We start from the raw sequence: 15,821 nt of genomic DNA, 5'->3' as shown, positions 1-15,821 counted from the left end.
GCTTTTTCGGGCCAATTTTCGTGTGTTTTTTCGCCCATACAACCCCCAAAACGGCAGAAGTGATCATATGGCCATGAACTCTTTTTTTAGCTGAGAGGCAGTAAGCTTTAGTGGTAAAATGGCAAAATTGTGGATTGGGCTTTGGAAAAGCAGCGTAGTAATTCAACTACTTGGCACTCTGCACAGGCACCTTAGCTTCGTAGCGTCATCCCCTAAAAGACCTGTATTTACAGCCCCAATTGGACCGAAGGCTATCTAACGTTCCCTAAGAAATGCTTGGCAGACACCAAACTTGTGTTAGCCTGACGTCAATTATGAATCATTTTTTTTGAAAGGACAGCCCATGTATTTCAAGACAATTACGACCGCCGTTCTAGCTGCATCGCTTGCTTTTATGCCAGCTGACACGGCCCAAGCAGACGCAGGAGACTTTATCGCTGGTGCTCTCATCGGCGGGATTGTTGGCGCAAATGTGAATAAGAACAAACGGACTGTGCGCTCTAGCAGCTACAGAACGACCCGCAGCAGACTGCCCTCTACGCAAGAGGGTCGTAGCATTCAATCTTCGTTAAACTATTTCGGATTTGATGCAGGGACCGTTGACGGCCAGCTGGGTCGTAAAACGCGCAATGCTGTGTCACAATATCAGGCCTATCTGGGCTATCCCGTAACAGGGAATATGACCGCGTTTGAGCAGAATTTTCTGCTCTCCAGCTATAACCGTGCGCAGGCTGGCGGCTATGCCGTCCAACAGCAGATCGCCACTATACCGGATGGGACGCGGGGGCTATTGCGCACATACCGTGCTGAAATGGCCAACCAACCAACCGCCCCGAATTCTGCACCTCAGACCACCTATGCATTCGCCCCACAACCAAACCCGACACCCGCGGCACCTGTTGTAACCGCTGCCGCACCTTTGGCAGGGGCATCTGGACTGGCAGCTGCCGCGGCACCGGCAACTGGGCTCCCGAATTTCATGGGTTCGGGCACGCAGGCATCACTGGCGTCTCATTGTAATACGGTCTCGCTGATCACCAATACAAACGGCGGGTTCACCACTTTGGCCAATATGTCAGACCCCAATGTGGTACTGAACGAACAGTTCTGTCTGGCCCGAACCTACGCAATTGCAAACTCGCAAGAGTTGGCGAACAAAGTTCAAGGCTTTTCCTCTGAACAGATCGCACAACAATGCGAAGGTTTCGGCCCCGCAATGCAACCTCATGTAGAAGCGCTTGCATTAAAGACCAATACGGCAGTGGTGGCGGATGTGGCGGCCTTTATCCAAAGCACGGGTATGACGCCCGCTCAACTGGGTGCAACCGCGCGCATTTGTATGGGTGTTGGCTATCGCACGGACAATATCAACGTGGCTCTGGGCTCTGCCCTTTTGCTGTATACATTGGGCGAACCTGTCTACGGAGAGCTGATGGGTCATCATCTAAGTCAAGGTTTCGGTCCAGCAAAACAGATAAATCTGGCCAACAACTGGTATGGCGCGGGCCTTGCTGCTGTTGATAACGGTGCTGCTCCGGTGTTTTCGCCTGGACAGCCGGAACGTACAGAGCTGATCCGCGCTGCGACCCATCGTATGGCGGGCGGGGGACAAGCAACGATGGCGGCAAACCCACAGAACGCATCGAGCGTTGGGCTCCCCACCTTCTCGGTCAGCGAATAAGGTAATTGCTGTCAAAAGCAGCGAATGCCACATGAAAAGAACAGGCGGCGTGACCAAGGTATTTTGGGCCGCGCCGTCTAGCCTGTTGTTTCGCAAATGGATAATTTGAACATCGGGCATGCTTGTCAGAAAACACGCTGTTTCAGGGATAAGTTTACCGTTAGCAAAATGAACCTTCCCTACACCGATCCTGCCCCTTAATCCCGTCATCCCTAGGCGCGAAACTTCCGAAACCTATTAAAAACAGTATCTTCGTATCCAACTCTGAAAATATATGTTTGGATCAGCCCGAACACGCTTTCGGGCAATCAAACGACCACAATTAAGGATACACCATGGCCACCACCGCATCTGCGATCAAAATTGCGATTATCGGAGCGGGGCCTCGGGGATTGGGCGCAATTGAGTCGCTTGTTGCAAAACTTGCAGAGCGCGAGACACCGCTTGAGCTTACCACCTTTGACGATCTACAGCTTGCCGGTGCCGGGCCGAATTTTGATCCCTCCCAAACGCCCCATTGCATCTTAAACATTCCCCTGCGCGAAGTTGATATCCCCCCGGCGCTGCCCCTGCCCTGTGGCGATTTTACGGATTGGCAAAAGCAAAATGGCCTAACCGATGCTGACCGGTTCCCGCCCCGCGCCGAACTCGGGGCCTATCTGATGGCGCGGTTTCGGAATGTTACAGAAATCAAAGGCATCCAGATAAAACTGACGACCCATAAATCAAAAGCCACCCACTTGCGACGCCACGAAGTGGCGTGGCATGTAGAAACAAACACCGCCAGCCATGGCCCTTTTGATGAGGTTCTACTCATTCCCGGCCAGCCACAAACGCCGCCAGACGATCAATGGGCAGCATGGCAGGCGCACGCAGGCACAGGCAAGGCCCGCGCGCTGAATGCCTACCCCGACCGGCAATTGCTGGCTGCTGCAAAAGACTGGGCGGGTAAAAATATCGGCATCCGGGGGCTGGGCCTTTCAACCTTTGATGTCTTAAGAGTCCTGACATTGGGGTTGGGCGGTCGTTTTGAAAACGGCTGTTATCATCGCTCTGGTGCTGAACCCGCCCGCATTTTTGCCTTTTCACTGAACGGCCAACCGCCTTTCCCCAAACCGAAAGACGCCGCACTGGATGCTCTTTTTGACCTGCGTGACCAAGAAATTGAACAGTTTCAGAGCGCCGTTAAAACAGCCACAGAGCAAAAACCAAAATCCGCGCTTGAAACAATTTGCGCGGCTTTGGTTCAACCGACCGAGCGGATCGGTGTCGAAATGGGTGCGGATTGGGGGCGGGCCGAGATTTCTGCATGGCTTGAAACCGAACGCAAATCGGCAGGAGATCAGGAAACCCTTGACCCCGAGCAGACCTTAAAACAAGGGATTAACATGGCATTAGGGGCATCGCCGCCCACACCAGGCTATGTTATCGGGCAAATCTGGCGAAAGGTACAAAACCAATTGCGCGCCAACTTCAACGGCTTGCAAATGGAACCGGATACGGCCCAAGCCATTGTCGGCTTTGATGAGGGGTTGAAACGGTATTCCTACGGCCCGCCGCTCCGCTCTGCGCAAGAGCTTTTGGCCATGTTGGCTTGCAATCTTGTCAGCCTTTGCGTGGTGGATGACCCTGACATCAAATCCATCCAAGACGGCTGGCACCTGCAAGAAGACGACGCCGAAGCCAAAGTCTCGGTCATGATTGACGCAGTACTTCCGCCTCCGAAATTGGCTGCAATTTCCGATCCTTTGTTGGTGCAGTTAAAATCTGATGGTTTGATACAGGAATTCTATGACGGCTCAGGCGCCCAGACCCGCCCGAACGGACAGGTTGTTGGCACTGAAGGCACCCCCCAAACGGGCCTTTGCCTGCTTGGACGCCTTGCCTTGGGCAGCGTAATCGCCGCTGACTCCATACATGATTGTTTCGGGGCTTCGTCCGGGCGATGGGCCAAAGGTGTTCTTGAACGCAGCCGAAAATAGCGCATTAGCAGCAGGATCACCCGCAAATGGTTGTTTCACGTAACACGTTGCAGCTATAGATTTTGTCGAAAGCGGGTGGACATTCGCCAGCCAATTCGTGCTGAGTTCACAAGGGCAAAACGGCCTTGAAACACCACAGGGGAAAAACCTGATATGAAAACGCAACTTGCCCATAGTGTGTTGCAACTGCGCAAGCGCCTTTGGTTTAAACCGCTGCTGTACTGTTTGATGGCGGTCCTTGGGGCTTTTGTGGCCCAAGTCGCGGATCACTTGCCGTTTGGGCAGGACTTGCCCGAAATCACTCCTGACACGATCCAAACCCTGTTGACGATCATTTCGTCCTCTATGCTGGCGGTTGCCACATTCGCTGTCGGCTCGATGCTGTCGTCCTACTCCTCGGCCAGTGGCGCGGCCACGCCTCGGGCTTTTACACTGGTCCTAGAGGACGATGTTTCCAAAACCGCCCTCTCCAGCTTCATCGGGTCTTTCATCTTTAGCATCGTGTCGATTGTGGCGTTGAAAACCGGATTATACGGGCGCGGCGGTTTGTTCGTGCAATTCACCCTGACACTTGCGATTTTCGCTTGGGTGGTTTTGACCTTTGTGCGTTGGGTCGACAATATCGCCAGACTTGGACGATTGGGCACAACAATAGACAAAGCCGAATCCGCAGCCTTTGACAGCCTCAAGAATAGACGCTTGAAGCCGTTTTTGGGCGGAGTCGAAAAAACTGCAAGCAATACACTAAATGGCCGTAAGATTTTCTGTTCAGATATTGGGTATGTGCAGTTTATTGATATGCCCGCTTTGCAAAATATCGCAAAACAGCACGATTTGCGTATGATGGTCGATGCCATCCCCGGGTCGTTTCTGGCCCCCGGGCGGGCGGTGGTGGTGCTTGAAACCAGAACTCTGATCGACGAGGCCCTGAGCAAACGCATCGCCAATGCTTTTGTGATCGGCGACAATCGCACCTTTGATGCGGACCCGCGTTTCGGGCTGATTGTGCTGTCTGAAATTGCCGCCCGCGCCCTCTCGCCTGCAGTCAACGATCCGGGCACTGCGATTGTGATCATCGGGTCTTTTGTGCGCCTGTTCGCAGGCTGGGCAGAACCCGTCAGCAACGACGAAAAAGTTGCAGAAGAATATGACCGGATCATCGTGCCAACCCTGTCGCTTGCCGAAATGTTCGACGATGCCTTCACCGCTATTGCCCGCGATGGCGCAAGCACGGTTGAGGTGGGCATAAGGCTGCAAAAAGCGTTTTTGTCGCTTTCCACACTTAACTATCCTGGCTTTCACACAGAAACCCAACGCCATTCCAAGCTAGCCCTTGCGCGGGCCGAAATAGACCTTCCCCTGCAACAAGACATGGCCCGTTTAGAACGTGTTGCTGGCCTGATCAGCTGATTTTCTTGCGCTTTCATTCCATTTTTAGTAAGAAACGGTTAACATTTTAACCCAAGCATCGCAGTTATTTCCCCGATCCCCTAGTATAACCAAGAAGCAAAGTGTGACATCCACGCCCCGTCTTTGGGACAATTATTCCTGAATTCGCATCAAGTTCTAGAGATAAACGCATTATTGCGTATAGATATATCGAAATAAAACTGCGCAAGATCAGGTCAAAACGACATCTTTGATCGGTAACTAAGCGCTGGAATACGGGCAGATTTAAGATGATTCCGAAACGAATTTCGTTCTGGTTACAATGGATTGTACTGGCGGTTTGTCTGGCAATTTCATATTTTTTATTCAGCATTGTACATGGGATGGTAAAAAGCCAATCCGAAGAAGACTTTACAGTTCTTTTACGGCAGGGATTGACCTCGCTGTCCCGTACTGGCGAAGTTTATGAACAAACGTTAGGTAGCCTGTCCGGCCTGTTCATCGCCTCTGACCACATTAGCGCCGATGAAATGGCCGATTTTGCAGCGGCGATTGATGTCCGAGACAGCACCGCGGGTATCGACGCGATCGGGTTCGCCTCGGTCAATGCAGATGACCCAACGTCCCAAAAGATCATTGTTCAACGTATTGAACCTGCCGCAAGTCACGAAGCCATGTTCGGCCTAGACCTAAGCGCCTTTCCCGCCGTTCTGGCAGCCGCACATCTGGCACGCGATGCCCATGAAATCCACCTGATCCCAAATGTCACCTTGCCAGGCCCTGACGGGGGAAAAACCTCAGCTATCATGCTGAAACCGGTTTTCCGCCCCGATCACAGCGCCGCCGCCGCTGAACCCACCTTAATGGGCTATGTCTTTACTTTGGTAGATCTAAGTCAGGCATTTGCAACCCTTAGCGAAGCACAAAGCAAGATGATCGAATTGCGTGCTTGGGTTGGCACAACCGACCTGACCACTCCGCCTATTTTTCAAAGCCCAAGCGAGGATACGCCCAATCCTGAAACCGCATTGGAACGGGTTCAAAGCGTTACAAAATACGGCCAGCCCATCACCCTAAGCTGGCGCAGCACCCCGTTTTTCGATTACAGCCAACCCTTCCGCGCCCGCTGGTTTTTGCTGACGCTCTGCCTGATGGTCACGCTGCTGTTGTTCACTGTGTTGCGTATCATGATCCGCCGTGAACGGACCATTTCAGTGCTGGTCGAACAAAAGTCCAACGAGTTGGAAACCCGCGAGACAGAGCGGCGCTCCATCATCGAAAATGCAATGCTTTCAATTCTTTCCGTGGATTCCACAGGCATTATCCTGCAATCAAATGACGCCGCACAGAATCTTTTGCTGCCGGGTAATTTTGCAGGTTTGACCGGCCGCAAGATTAGCAATCTGCTACCGAACCTGGACCTGAAAAAAACCGACGGGCGATTCAAACTGACGGTTCCGTCCACTACAATCAGCGACGAAGAAACCATCTTAGAGGTAGAGAAAAACACCTGGCTGACTTCGGAAAACGAAATCCGCATCACTCTGTTGCTGCGGGATATTACCGCCAGCGAACAATACGCCCAAGAGATTACCAAGACAGAGCAACGCTGGAATATGGCGCTGATGGGCGCACAAATCGGGGTGTTTGACATCGACCTGAAAAACCAGACCTCGGTTGTGTCAGAGATGTGGCGCAAGATGATGAAAATCACCGATCAGGCTGACAATGCGGACCCCTACCACGCGCTGCTGGACCGGATTCACCCCGAAGATCGCGATCTTTTAATCGAAGCAGAAGGCGCCTGCGCCCAAGGCATCAGCGAACGGGCTGAAGCGCGCTTTCGCATCAAACACGCCGACGAAGACTGGCGCTGGATTCAATCCGATGCCATCGTGGTGGAACGGGCTGCCAACGGGACCGCGGTTCGGATGCTCGGCACACAGATGGACATCACCGAAAGCATAGAACTGGACCGGATGAAAAGGGATTTCATCGCCACAGTCAGCCACGAATTGCGCACGCCTTTGACCTCAATCAAAGGGTCGCTAAGCTTGCTGGAAGCACAGCTAAAGGACTCAAAACTAAACGCTGTTGAACGTCTGATTCAAATTGCTCAATCCAATTCTGATCGTCTTTTCAATCTTGTAAATGACATTCTGGACATGGAAAAGATGAATGCGGGGCGGATGACTATAGAACCGAAAGCCGAAAGCCTAAGCCACATAATGGTGCAGATTTCGGATCAAATCGGCCCCTATGCCGCACAGTGGCGGGTTGGGTTGGATGTCTCTATCCCCAAGGGCAGCCACACCCTTTGGACCGATCAGAAACGTGTTATCCAAGTGCTAGCCAACCTGTTGTCCAACGCCTGTAAATTCGCAGACGAAGGCACCAGAGTCCGCCTGACAGCAACCCTTATGCCCACCGAAGTCCGCATCGCCGTGACAAACACCGGCGCAGGCATCCCAGAAGAATTCCACAACCGGATTTTCCAACCGTTTTCACAGGCTGACACCCCTGACACCAAACAGAAAGTCGGCACCGGCCTTGGCTTGAACATCTCGCGCCAATTGGTCGAGGCGATGGGCGGTGAAATCGGTTTTGAAAGCGAACCGGGCAAAGAAACCGAGTTCTGGTTCACCTGCCCCTTGGCCAATGCCGCAGGAATTGGCCCTGTCGAAAAAGCCGATCTTGGCCAGTTGCGGGCGGTTTCCTGATAGGCATCAAGCATACCAAAAGCGGCCGCCACTGCCACTAACGTCTGTTCGATGACCAAATTAAAGCTACCAAATTGACGCTCTATCACTTGGTCACGGGGAATAGCTGATGTGTTTAGCCGCCTGTATAACCGTTTTGAAAGCCTACTCTCTCAAACACCAGATGGATCGCAGCTGAACACTCCGACGGACGTATGCTGCTGGCTCTGTCTGCGGCGTCAGTTATCTGGCTATCGGAGACGACGAAACCATACCTCAAAAGGATGTATTTCAGTCGAAATGTTCCGGAGCGAGCATGGTCACATTGTCCATCCGCTCCACATAATAAAGATCGTCTTCGTAATTTTCGGTCATGCCTTCGGTTAATTCTTCTGGCCAATGCAGATCATCATTATGGCCGTGCGCACTGGGGAATTTCTTGTCAAAGGCCTTGCTGATCGCCTCAAACTCGGCGCGGGTTTTGACTGGGTGTTCTTGCAAATAAGTGTGCATTAAAATCGCCCCTCGCAGGGACAACCCCGTATTCACAGGATCAGAGCTACCAACCAAGGCTTCGCGATTCTCTATCCCGGTCAGCGCCTGAGCCACATCGCGCCACATAAAAGGATAATCCTCATACCGCCACACTGTGATCGGCAAGTCGGCCTTTTTCAACTGTGCACGGTGCAGGAAATCCGACCAGCGCAAGCCTTGCAAATTGGCATCCGCGACAAATTTCTCAAATGACATTTCAGGACTGTGGCGCATACCCGCGCTATAGCAGGACGGAATAAAGCTCGCCGGATTGCGCAACCCCACAAACAACCGCAAAGGCGCGCCATCCAGAACATTCAAAATCCGCGATACCGTAGTGGCGATACGAGGATAGAAATACTCTTTCCCCACAGGGCGCATCAATGTTCCGGAAATACTCGGATCGATCATCACAATACGGCGAAACTGTTGATCTTGCGTCAGGCTCGAAACCAGCTCTGCCTTGACACCGGCCACCGCATCGCCCGCACTCATCTGTTTGATCGCCTTGGCAAAAGCCCGCTCGGCATCCTCGGCAACAGGGACACAGATCCCCTGCCCCGCCAACAAATCACGGTTTTGCCAAAGCATCTTTCGCAAATGCTGTGTAGCGCTTCTGTGCACCCCGATGTGAAGCCTGAAATCCATAGCCTACCTGTTACACCTGTGGACACCGAAATAGCTTTGGTTTAAGCGCGGATCAATGGTTGAAACATCAGATATACAGTCTGTCACTTCTGCGCCACGGCGCAGCCGATACCGCTTGGACGGCTGGACACTGCTCGGTCTTACTATAGCGCTGCTAGTTATCCTTCCCGTTGCCACGGTGTTCTGGCTCGCCCTCTTCCCGACCGAGAATATTTGGCCCCATCTTTTATCCACAACGCTGCCCCGCTATATGACCAATTCTATGGTCATGATGGCAGGCGTAGGCTTACTGGCTGGCGTTGTAGGCACATTGGCCGCCTGGCTGGTGGTGATGTACCGCTTTCCCGGCCGCAATGTGCTTCAATGGGCGTTACTGCTCCCGCTATCCCTCCCGGCCTATATTGCCGCTTTTGCCGTTGTGGATTTTCTTGAATATGCAGGCCCGTTGCAGACAGGCTTGCGCGCGCTGTTTGGCTGGTCCACACCCCGCGATTATATGTTCCCCGAAATCCGGTCCCGAGGCATCGCAATCATCGTCCTTGCCGCAGCCCTTTACCCCTATGTCTATTTCCTGACCCGCAGCGTGTTTCGCACCCAGTCAGGCGCCGCGATTGAGGTGTCTCGCGCCTTGGGCTGTGGCCCGGTCTCCAGCTTCCTACGCGTTGGCCTTCCGCTTGCCCGCCCCGCGATTGCGGCAGGTGTGGCCATTGTGATGATGGAAACCCTTAACGAATTCGGCGCGATGGAATTTTTCGCCGTGCAAACCCTAACCACCGGCATTTTCACTGTCTGGTTAGAGGCCAGCAACGCAGGCGGCGCGGCTCAACTCGCCTGTGTTATCCTGATCTTCGTTACAGTGCTGGTCATGCTCGAAAAATTCAGCCGCCGCAGGATCAAATTCCACGAGACCGCCCGCAATATGCGCCCACCTCAACCCCAAGACCTGCGCCCGATCCAAGGCATCGCCGCCAGCCTGTTTTGCAGCATTCCCGTTCTGATTGGTTTCGCTCTTCCCCTTTCCATCCTTATAGATCACGCTTTTGGGCGGGCAAAACTTTGGGCCGATCCCGCACTTTGGGCCGCCACCCTGCGCACTGTATTGATCGCAGGCGGCGCGGCCACAATAACTGTGATTGCAGGCCTGCTACTGGTGTTCAGCGTACGCCTGATACGCCACGCAAGCCTGACGCGCATCTTACCGGTCACAACCATCGGCTACGCCGCACCGGGCGCTGTCCTTGGTCTTGGCTTTCTTATTCCCCTTTCCGTTCTCGACCACCATGTGGCCGACGGCATCCTCTGGCTCACTGGGATAGACCCAGGCCTGCTGCTGGTCGGGTCGGTAGGGGCTATCATGCTGGCCTATTGCGTGCGCTTCTTCGCCATCGCCGTTGGCACAATCGACGCAGCCTTCACCAAAATTTCACCGTCCCTTGGCATGGCCTCCCGCTCTCTTGGTCAATCCCCACGCCAAACTCTGTTTCGCCTCTATGCTCCCATGATAAAAGGCGCGGTCGGAACCGCTGCCTTGTTGATATTTGTCGACAGCGTAAAGGAACTCCCCGCCACACTGCTGCTCTACTCCAAGACCACATTGGCCACGTCAGTCTACCAACACGCCTCTCTCGAAGACATCGAAGGCGCCGCGCCAGCCGCCCTTGTGATCGTCCTAATAAGCCTAATTGCCGTTGCAATCGTGAGCCTAACCAACCGGGGTTAATTTTTTCTCACCAAGGTGCAAAAAACCTCTTGCAATCCCCCTCAACATAACCCAAAAGCCGCCCCAGTGCCCCTATAGCTCAGCTGGTAGAGCAACTGATTTGTAATCAGTAGGTCCGCGGTTCGAGTCCGTGTGGGGGCACCAGAAAAATCCAACAAAAACAAAATCTTAAGCCCGTTTTTCGGATGAGAACGCAGAGTGAACGCGTCCGACGTCCGACAACCGTCCGAGTCGGATAGTCGGATAGTGATTGCGCAACACATTCAGGTAGTGGCCCACAATTTCAGGGTCTCTTTCGATCATAGCGGTCTCTGCCAAATGGATGTCCCATTTCAGCAAACCGATTTCCTGATCGATTGCCGCACCAACGCCAGACAGGCTTGGAATAACGTGATCGGTGATCCGTGTGATTTCGCTTTTCAAAGACATCTCGTTAGCGGTTAGCTGGATCTTCTGCATAGCGACCTTCCTTTGGCTTTCGTGCCAGAAGCTAAAATTTAACAAAGTCATTGGGCATTTTCCTATGTTAGCGATCCGGCTTCAATCGCATTGGCGATCGAGCGGAGATTGTGCACAACCAATTCGGGATCTGCTTCGTCGCCCATTTCGCCAGCGTCAATCACATCATCAGCGGCTACATGGGAAAGGGCGTTGGTCAGAACGAATGCGAATTGCTCGATGTTTCCGGCAAGTTCATTGGCCATTTTTCCGCGTAAAACGTCTACGTCAAAGTTGTAGTCACTCATAGTTTTGGTCCTTTTTGTGATGATCCAGTGGTCTTTAGGATTAGTTGGGTTTTTCAATTTGGGCGCAACTTCCGACACAAATCCAAACATCGCCATAATCCAACGATGCGATAAACAGCGCCCCAAGAATAAAGGCCATAATGTTGGGCCGCACCGAACCCCATGGATCAAGCTTTGTTGCGATTTGTCTGGCGGCTTTCGCAATTACTTTATCATCGGAGTTGATGATATTAAATCGCAGGTCGCTCATGTGTCTGTCTCCGATAGGGCGCGGAGGGCGGCTATGCGACCGGTATCGAAATCAACCATATCTGCAAACGTGAACCCTCCTGGTCGCATTGCATCTATTCCAGCCTCATTCATCACCTTCTTTTCTGCAATAGTGGTTTGGGAAAGCAGCACCTTCGCCGCTTCCTGCACTGTCACGGGGTGGGTGGGCGATATGTCCAGCGCGGATAGTATGTGCCGTTCGTGATCTTCATTAGCGCCAGAAATTGCGTCATCCTCGTCTATAAATGACACCCCCCCAAGGCGAGAAGTTATGAAACCAGCCCCATGACGGCGATTAGTATAACCCCATGTACCGAAATCACATTTTACGGAATACGCATCCCCATTGTCAGCCCGCCCTATTCGCACTTCTTGGCCATCGGGTTTATCGTACCAGACTATCGGCTTGACCTTCACCTGATCCTCGGACGCCACCTGACGTGCTTCCAGTTCCTCTACGTCGCAAGCCTCTTCTACGGCGTAGTACATTTCGGAAGCTATTTCTTCGCTTCCTGCACCATTTGGCGTGCAATAGGCCTCAGCAGCTTTGAGAATGTGACAGCGCTGCTTGGCCGTCAGTTTAAACCAATTCAAGATAGGCTTCGTCATGCCTGTTTCCTTTTGGGATCTGGCCGCGCGGCAGCAGCTGCTGCGGCATCGGCGGCTGCTGTTGTGGGCGGGTTGTAGGTCATTTCCAGCGCCGGATTGATGTCGATCTGGTTGCCCATGGCGTCGGCGCGGTCTTTGGCGTTGGCACCACCAGCTGCGGCGCGTGCGTTAAATGTGCGGCGCAGGTCGCGGAACTGAATATCATAGACGGACGGGCAGGATTGCGCTGCCAGCTTGCGCACACGCCGGAATGCGCCGCTGAACTGCGTCAGATCGGAATAGGGTCGACCGGTGCCTTCAAAAAGGCACACGGCCGTTGCGGTGTCGTCATACCGGCGACTGGAAAGCCGCTGCACAACCTCGGGGTTCAATTTCATACTGACGGCGGATCCGTGTTTGGATTGGATCAGCATCAGGCGGTCACCTTCCAAATGCTTCCAGGTCACAGCCAAAACATCTGTGACCCGTTGACCGTGGAAGGCGGACAGCAAGATGGCAGTGCCCACAGACCAGCGGCCCAGCTTATCCGCAGCTGCAACCAGTGCATCCTGTTCGGACCAACTGGCCACCCTGTTGCGTTTTTTTGGCGTAACCATTTGCAGGCGCAAGCACGGGTTGACTGGGCACCAACCTTTGATTTCAGCGTAGGTCATGAGCACAGACATCTTGGCCAGATAGGCCTTGGCGGCGGATTTGCCGGTGTCGGCATAAAGCGTGTCATACCATTCTGACATCACAGGCTTTGTAATTTCAGCAACGCGTGCGTTGCCCCATTTTTCCCGAATGATCCGGAAGGCTAGCACATAGTCGCGGCGGGTGGCGTCTGACAGGCGATCCAGAAAGCGCGGAGAGCGGGTGTAGGACAGGATCAGGTCCGATATGGTGCGCGCCTGCGGCGTTGCCCTGGCACCGCCACGGGCGGCCGCTACATCATCATTGATCTTCTGGGCGCGCCGCACAGACCACGTGGGGCGACTGGCGTCCAGTTCGATTGGTTCAAAGCCCAATTCCCGTGCCGCTGGCGTTGGTTCCCACCACAGCCGCCATTTGCCATCCGCACGCTGGCGCTGGCGCAATCCCTTGGGGGGATCGATGATCGGACCGCGTGTCATTGGCTGTAATCGCCCACACGTTTGAGGGGTGGCAGGCCCTTATTCAGCCGAGCCTGAAACTGTGGGTGTTCACCACACCAACTGTTGGGCAATGCGTGGGGAAATCCATCGTCTGGCAAGGTGGTTTTCACAACAAACCGTGGCGGCTGGCGGTGGCAGCGATTTTTCCCGAAATACGGGCATGTGGAACAGGTTGGATTGCTCATGATCTGGCTTCCTGGAACATTAGCACGTTGCGGGCCTGCATTCCGTTGCGCGGTGGCTGGCCGTTGGGCAGGTTTTTCCCTGCAAAGGCCATCCATTGTTCAACATCAGCCCGGCGCCATTTCATCGGGCGGGTCGAAACAGGCACTGGCCGTGGAAAACCGTGATCACGGATCAGATCTTCGCGGCGGGTGGAGAATTGTGCGGTGCTGCCATATTCGAGCAGATCCGCGACTTCGGCAGTGGTCATGAATATTTTGGCCATCACTGCCCCCGTTCGCTGAAGGGGCCGAAAGGGTTGGCCGGCAGCGGATCCAGTAGCGCAGACAGGACTGCATGCACTTGCGGTGCGATCAACACAGTAATGCCGCCAGAAACGGCACCGCAGGCAAAGGGAAGGAGAAAGTTCATCAAGGGTCTACTTGCCTCTTTGTTGATCCACACAGGCCGCCGCGCTGTGTGGAAAATTGATCGGGAACGGGGCGTGGCCATGTCATACAAAACCGCAATGGCCAGAACCGGCGGCTCCCGCCGGTATTAGTCCTGATCCGGCGCGAACAACTGGATTACTTTGGCCATTTCTGGCCCGACGCCCATTTGTTCAGCGGTGACGGTCAAGTGGTGGAGCTGCTGGTCCTGCCGATTGCGGACAGCCTGCAATTCGGTGACGACGGGCAGCAGCCAGATGCGCAGAACCGCTGTTGTAGCGGTGTTCAGGTCCTGGCCATTAGCAAGGGTTTCACCAATGCGGCCGATCACAGCCAAAGTCTGGTCTGTGATCGGCCGTGGCTGGCGTGGTGGTTCGATAGTTTGGAGATGTGACATGGGGCACCTTTTGGTTATCGGGGCGCAATATCTTGCCCCGTGCCCTTTTAGTTATGGGTGGTTACCTGTCACTGTCAATGCAAATTTAGTAATTTTCACTAAAAAGGTAATTTTGGATTGCTATTTGCATGAGAAATTTGTGATGCAAAGTTTGTGAATACCGCCGACGCTTCACCCTCAAGTAGAATTTCTCTCGCATCTTCATTACCAAAGATAGTATCACAAAGGAGAACATCCACTCGATCACGAACCTCGGCGTAGGTCACGTGATCAGGAAGTTGCACCCCTAAACCCGCCCGTAAAATTTGGCGATATAATGAAAGATACGCTGAACCAACAACGATTTTTTCAGAATTGCTGATCAATGCAACCTCCGCACGCAACGAACCATGCCACCTAAGCAGTAGATACCGGGCATCAATGATACGTACATCAGGGCATTCAGGAGGCTCAGGCGCGGAAGGCAACATCACACCATCAAGGGAGGGCAGTAACCAAATGGACAACTTTTCAGCAAAAAAACCTGTACCAAAGTAAATACCTAATAACTGGACAGCAACAACTACGCCTACCGCTCCTTCAGGTCCAAGCACCCCCACGAGATCCACCCAGAAAGGCTTGACCGCCAAAATCAAAGCAACGATCCAAATCCCTACGCACCCAGCTTTAAGCCGGTCGCGCAGCTTCCACCTCAACTCACGAACTAAACGATTTTTTTCACTGTCATGTTCGCCAACTTGCAATCACTTTTCCTTTAATAACGACACTATTCCCGTCTGCTATCACAGCTGCTGGAATTATCGCCTCCGCTGTCGCGGTAATTAGTATCGGCGCCTCATATCTGCGCAATATAGTTCTTTCAGCGGTGTTTCTTCTATCATACATTCGAGCAATCACTACATCCCCGGATTTAGCTGTGTCTGCTAAATTCGTATCCACAAGTATTCGATCACCAACCACATATCCAAGAAACTGAAGAGCATTTGAAGTGACTGTCCAGACATCCATGCTTGGCCCTGCATTGCCAAATGCCCGGGAAATCATGTCGTTTTTTATCTGCTCCGAAGCGTTCAAATCCAAAAGGGAAACATCACCTTCAGCAGCTACCAAATTAGGTGCAGAACCCAGCGATTGAGGGGCGATCCCAGCTTTTTCCAAAACGGTCTGCAAAGGCACATTCAGAACTTCAGCAAAAATACTGGCCTGATCAAGTGACATTTTCTGCCGTCCAACAAATATGCGCGACACCACAGAACGATCCCGCCCCAAGGCTACGCCGATATCTTCAGCCGTTACTCCGGCGATTTTTTGTTGTCGCTTGAACCACTTATCATCCATCCCCGTCAGGTAATCACTCGTCACTACCAATAAAATGGTAAATTTCACTAAATTAGTGATTGAC

The 15,821-nt window shown here is 53.1% G+C and carries 16 protein-coding genes and 1 tRNA gene; 6 read left to right on the top strand and 11 right to left on the bottom strand.

The window, feature by feature from the left end; genetic code table 11:
* The first annotated feature begins 343 nt into the window (after window positions 1–343).
* The 4 genes from GGE09_RS17635 to GGE09_RS17620 all read left to right on the top strand — a co-directional run bounded on the left by GGE09_RS17635 (window position 344) and on the right by GGE09_RS17620 (window position 7,772).
* On the top strand, window positions 344–1,681 hold the full coding sequence (locus GGE09_RS17635; protein ID WP_309747490.1) for a peptidoglycan-binding domain-containing protein: 1,338 nt from the start codon (window positions 344–346) through the stop codon (window positions 1,679–1,681).
* Window positions 1,682–2,016: 335 nt separating this feature from the next.
* Entirely contained in the window at window positions 2,017–3,663 is a 1,647-nt protein-coding gene (locus GGE09_RS17630; protein ID WP_309747489.1) for an FAD/NAD(P)-binding protein, read from the top strand.
* Between the two features lie 153 nt (window positions 3,664–3,816).
* Entirely contained in the window at window positions 3,817–5,073 is a 1,257-nt protein-coding gene (locus GGE09_RS17625) for a DUF2254 domain-containing protein (protein WP_309747488.1), read from the top strand.
* 362 nt (window positions 5,074–5,435) lie between these two features.
* Window positions 5,436–7,772, top strand: coding sequence for an ATP-binding protein (locus GGE09_RS17620; protein WP_309747487.1), 2,337 nt, complete (start codon window positions 5,436–5,438; stop codon window positions 7,770–7,772).
* 270 nt (window positions 7,773–8,042) lie between these two features.
* On the opposite strand, the gene GGE09_RS17615 is transcribed toward GGE09_RS17620, so the two are convergent.
* Complete coding sequence (locus GGE09_RS17615) at window positions 8,043–8,876, bottom strand: hypothetical protein (RefSeq protein ID WP_309747486.1); 834 nt, start codon at window positions 8,874–8,876, stop codon at window positions 8,043–8,045.
* 112 nt (window positions 8,877–8,988) lie between these two features.
* On the opposite strand from GGE09_RS17615, the gene GGE09_RS17610 reads away from it, so the two are divergent.
* Both GGE09_RS17610 and GGE09_RS17605 read left to right on the top strand, forming a co-directional pair.
* The gene (locus GGE09_RS17610; RefSeq protein ID WP_309747485.1) at window positions 8,989–10,653 is read left to right on the top strand and encodes an iron ABC transporter permease; all 1,665 of its coding nucleotides are present in this window, start codon (window positions 8,989–8,991) and stop codon (window positions 10,651–10,653) included.
* A 68-nt stretch (window positions 10,654–10,721) separates the two neighbouring features.
* Window positions 10,722–10,797 (top strand) — tRNA-Thr (locus GGE09_RS17605).
* Window positions 10,798–10,821: 24 nt separating this feature from the next.
* Here GGE09_RS17605 and GGE09_RS17600 read toward each other — a convergent pair.
* The 10 genes from GGE09_RS17600 to GGE09_RS17555 all read right to left on the bottom strand — a co-directional run bounded on the left by GGE09_RS17600 (window position 10,822) and on the right by GGE09_RS17555 (window position 15,805).
* Window positions 10,822–11,112, bottom strand: coding sequence for a hypothetical protein (locus GGE09_RS17600; protein ID WP_309747484.1), 291 nt, complete (start codon window positions 11,110–11,112; stop codon window positions 10,822–10,824).
* Window positions 11,113–11,174: 62 nt separating this feature from the next.
* Window positions 11,175–11,399 carry a hypothetical protein gene (locus GGE09_RS17595; protein ID WP_309747483.1) on the bottom strand — a complete coding sequence of 75 codons (225 nt, stop codon included), beginning with the start codon at window positions 11,397–11,399 and terminating at the stop codon, window positions 11,175–11,177.
* A gap of 40 nt (window positions 11,400–11,439) precedes the next feature.
* Window positions 11,440–11,649: a hypothetical protein gene (locus GGE09_RS17590; protein WP_309747482.1), complete on the bottom strand. Its 210-nt coding sequence runs from the start codon at window positions 11,647–11,649 to the stop codon at window positions 11,440–11,442.
* Entirely contained in the window at window positions 11,646–12,278 is a 633-nt protein-coding gene (locus GGE09_RS17585; RefSeq protein ID WP_309747481.1) for a hypothetical protein, read from the bottom strand. Before GGE09_RS17585 ends, GGE09_RS17590 begins: the two co-directional genes overlap by 4 nt.
* Window positions 12,275–13,390 (bottom strand): hypothetical protein, encoded by a 1,116-nt coding sequence (locus tag GGE09_RS17580; RefSeq protein WP_309747480.1) that lies wholly within the window; start codon window positions 13,388–13,390, stop codon window positions 12,275–12,277. Before GGE09_RS17580 ends, GGE09_RS17585 begins: the two co-directional genes overlap by 4 nt.
* A 202-nt stretch (window positions 13,391–13,592) precedes the next feature.
* Complete coding sequence (locus GGE09_RS17575) at window positions 13,593–13,859, bottom strand: AlpA family phage regulatory protein (RefSeq protein ID WP_309747479.1); 267 nt, start codon at window positions 13,857–13,859, stop codon at window positions 13,593–13,595.
* Window positions 13,859–14,005, bottom strand: coding sequence for a hypothetical protein (locus tag GGE09_RS17570; protein ID WP_309747478.1), 147 nt, complete (start codon window positions 14,003–14,005; stop codon window positions 13,859–13,861). Before GGE09_RS17570 ends, GGE09_RS17575 begins: the two co-directional genes overlap by 1 nt.
* A 126-nt stretch (window positions 14,006–14,131) precedes the next feature.
* Window positions 14,132–14,419 (bottom strand): hypothetical protein, encoded by a 288-nt coding sequence (locus tag GGE09_RS17565; RefSeq protein ID WP_309747477.1) that lies wholly within the window; start codon window positions 14,417–14,419, stop codon window positions 14,132–14,134.
* Between the two features lie 98 nt (window positions 14,420–14,517).
* Window positions 14,518–15,162, bottom strand: a complete 645-nt coding sequence (locus GGE09_RS17560) for a hypothetical protein (RefSeq protein WP_309747476.1) — start codon at window positions 15,160–15,162, stop codon at window positions 14,518–14,520.
* The gene (locus GGE09_RS17555) at window positions 15,143–15,805 is read right to left on the bottom strand and encodes a hypothetical protein (RefSeq protein WP_309747475.1); all 663 of its coding nucleotides are present in this window, start codon (window positions 15,803–15,805) and stop codon (window positions 15,143–15,145) included. The genes GGE09_RS17560 and GGE09_RS17555 overlap by 20 nt, the downstream gene beginning before the upstream one ends.
* Window positions 15,806–15,821 lie beyond the last annotated feature (16 nt).

The sequence above is a fragment of the Roseobacter sp. N2S genome (assembly GCF_031454055.1).
In the GTDB taxonomy this organism is placed as follows: Bacteria; Pseudomonadota; Alphaproteobacteria; order Rhodobacterales; family Rhodobacteraceae; genus Amylibacter.
This window is presented reverse-complemented; position numbering and strand designations above follow the sequence as displayed.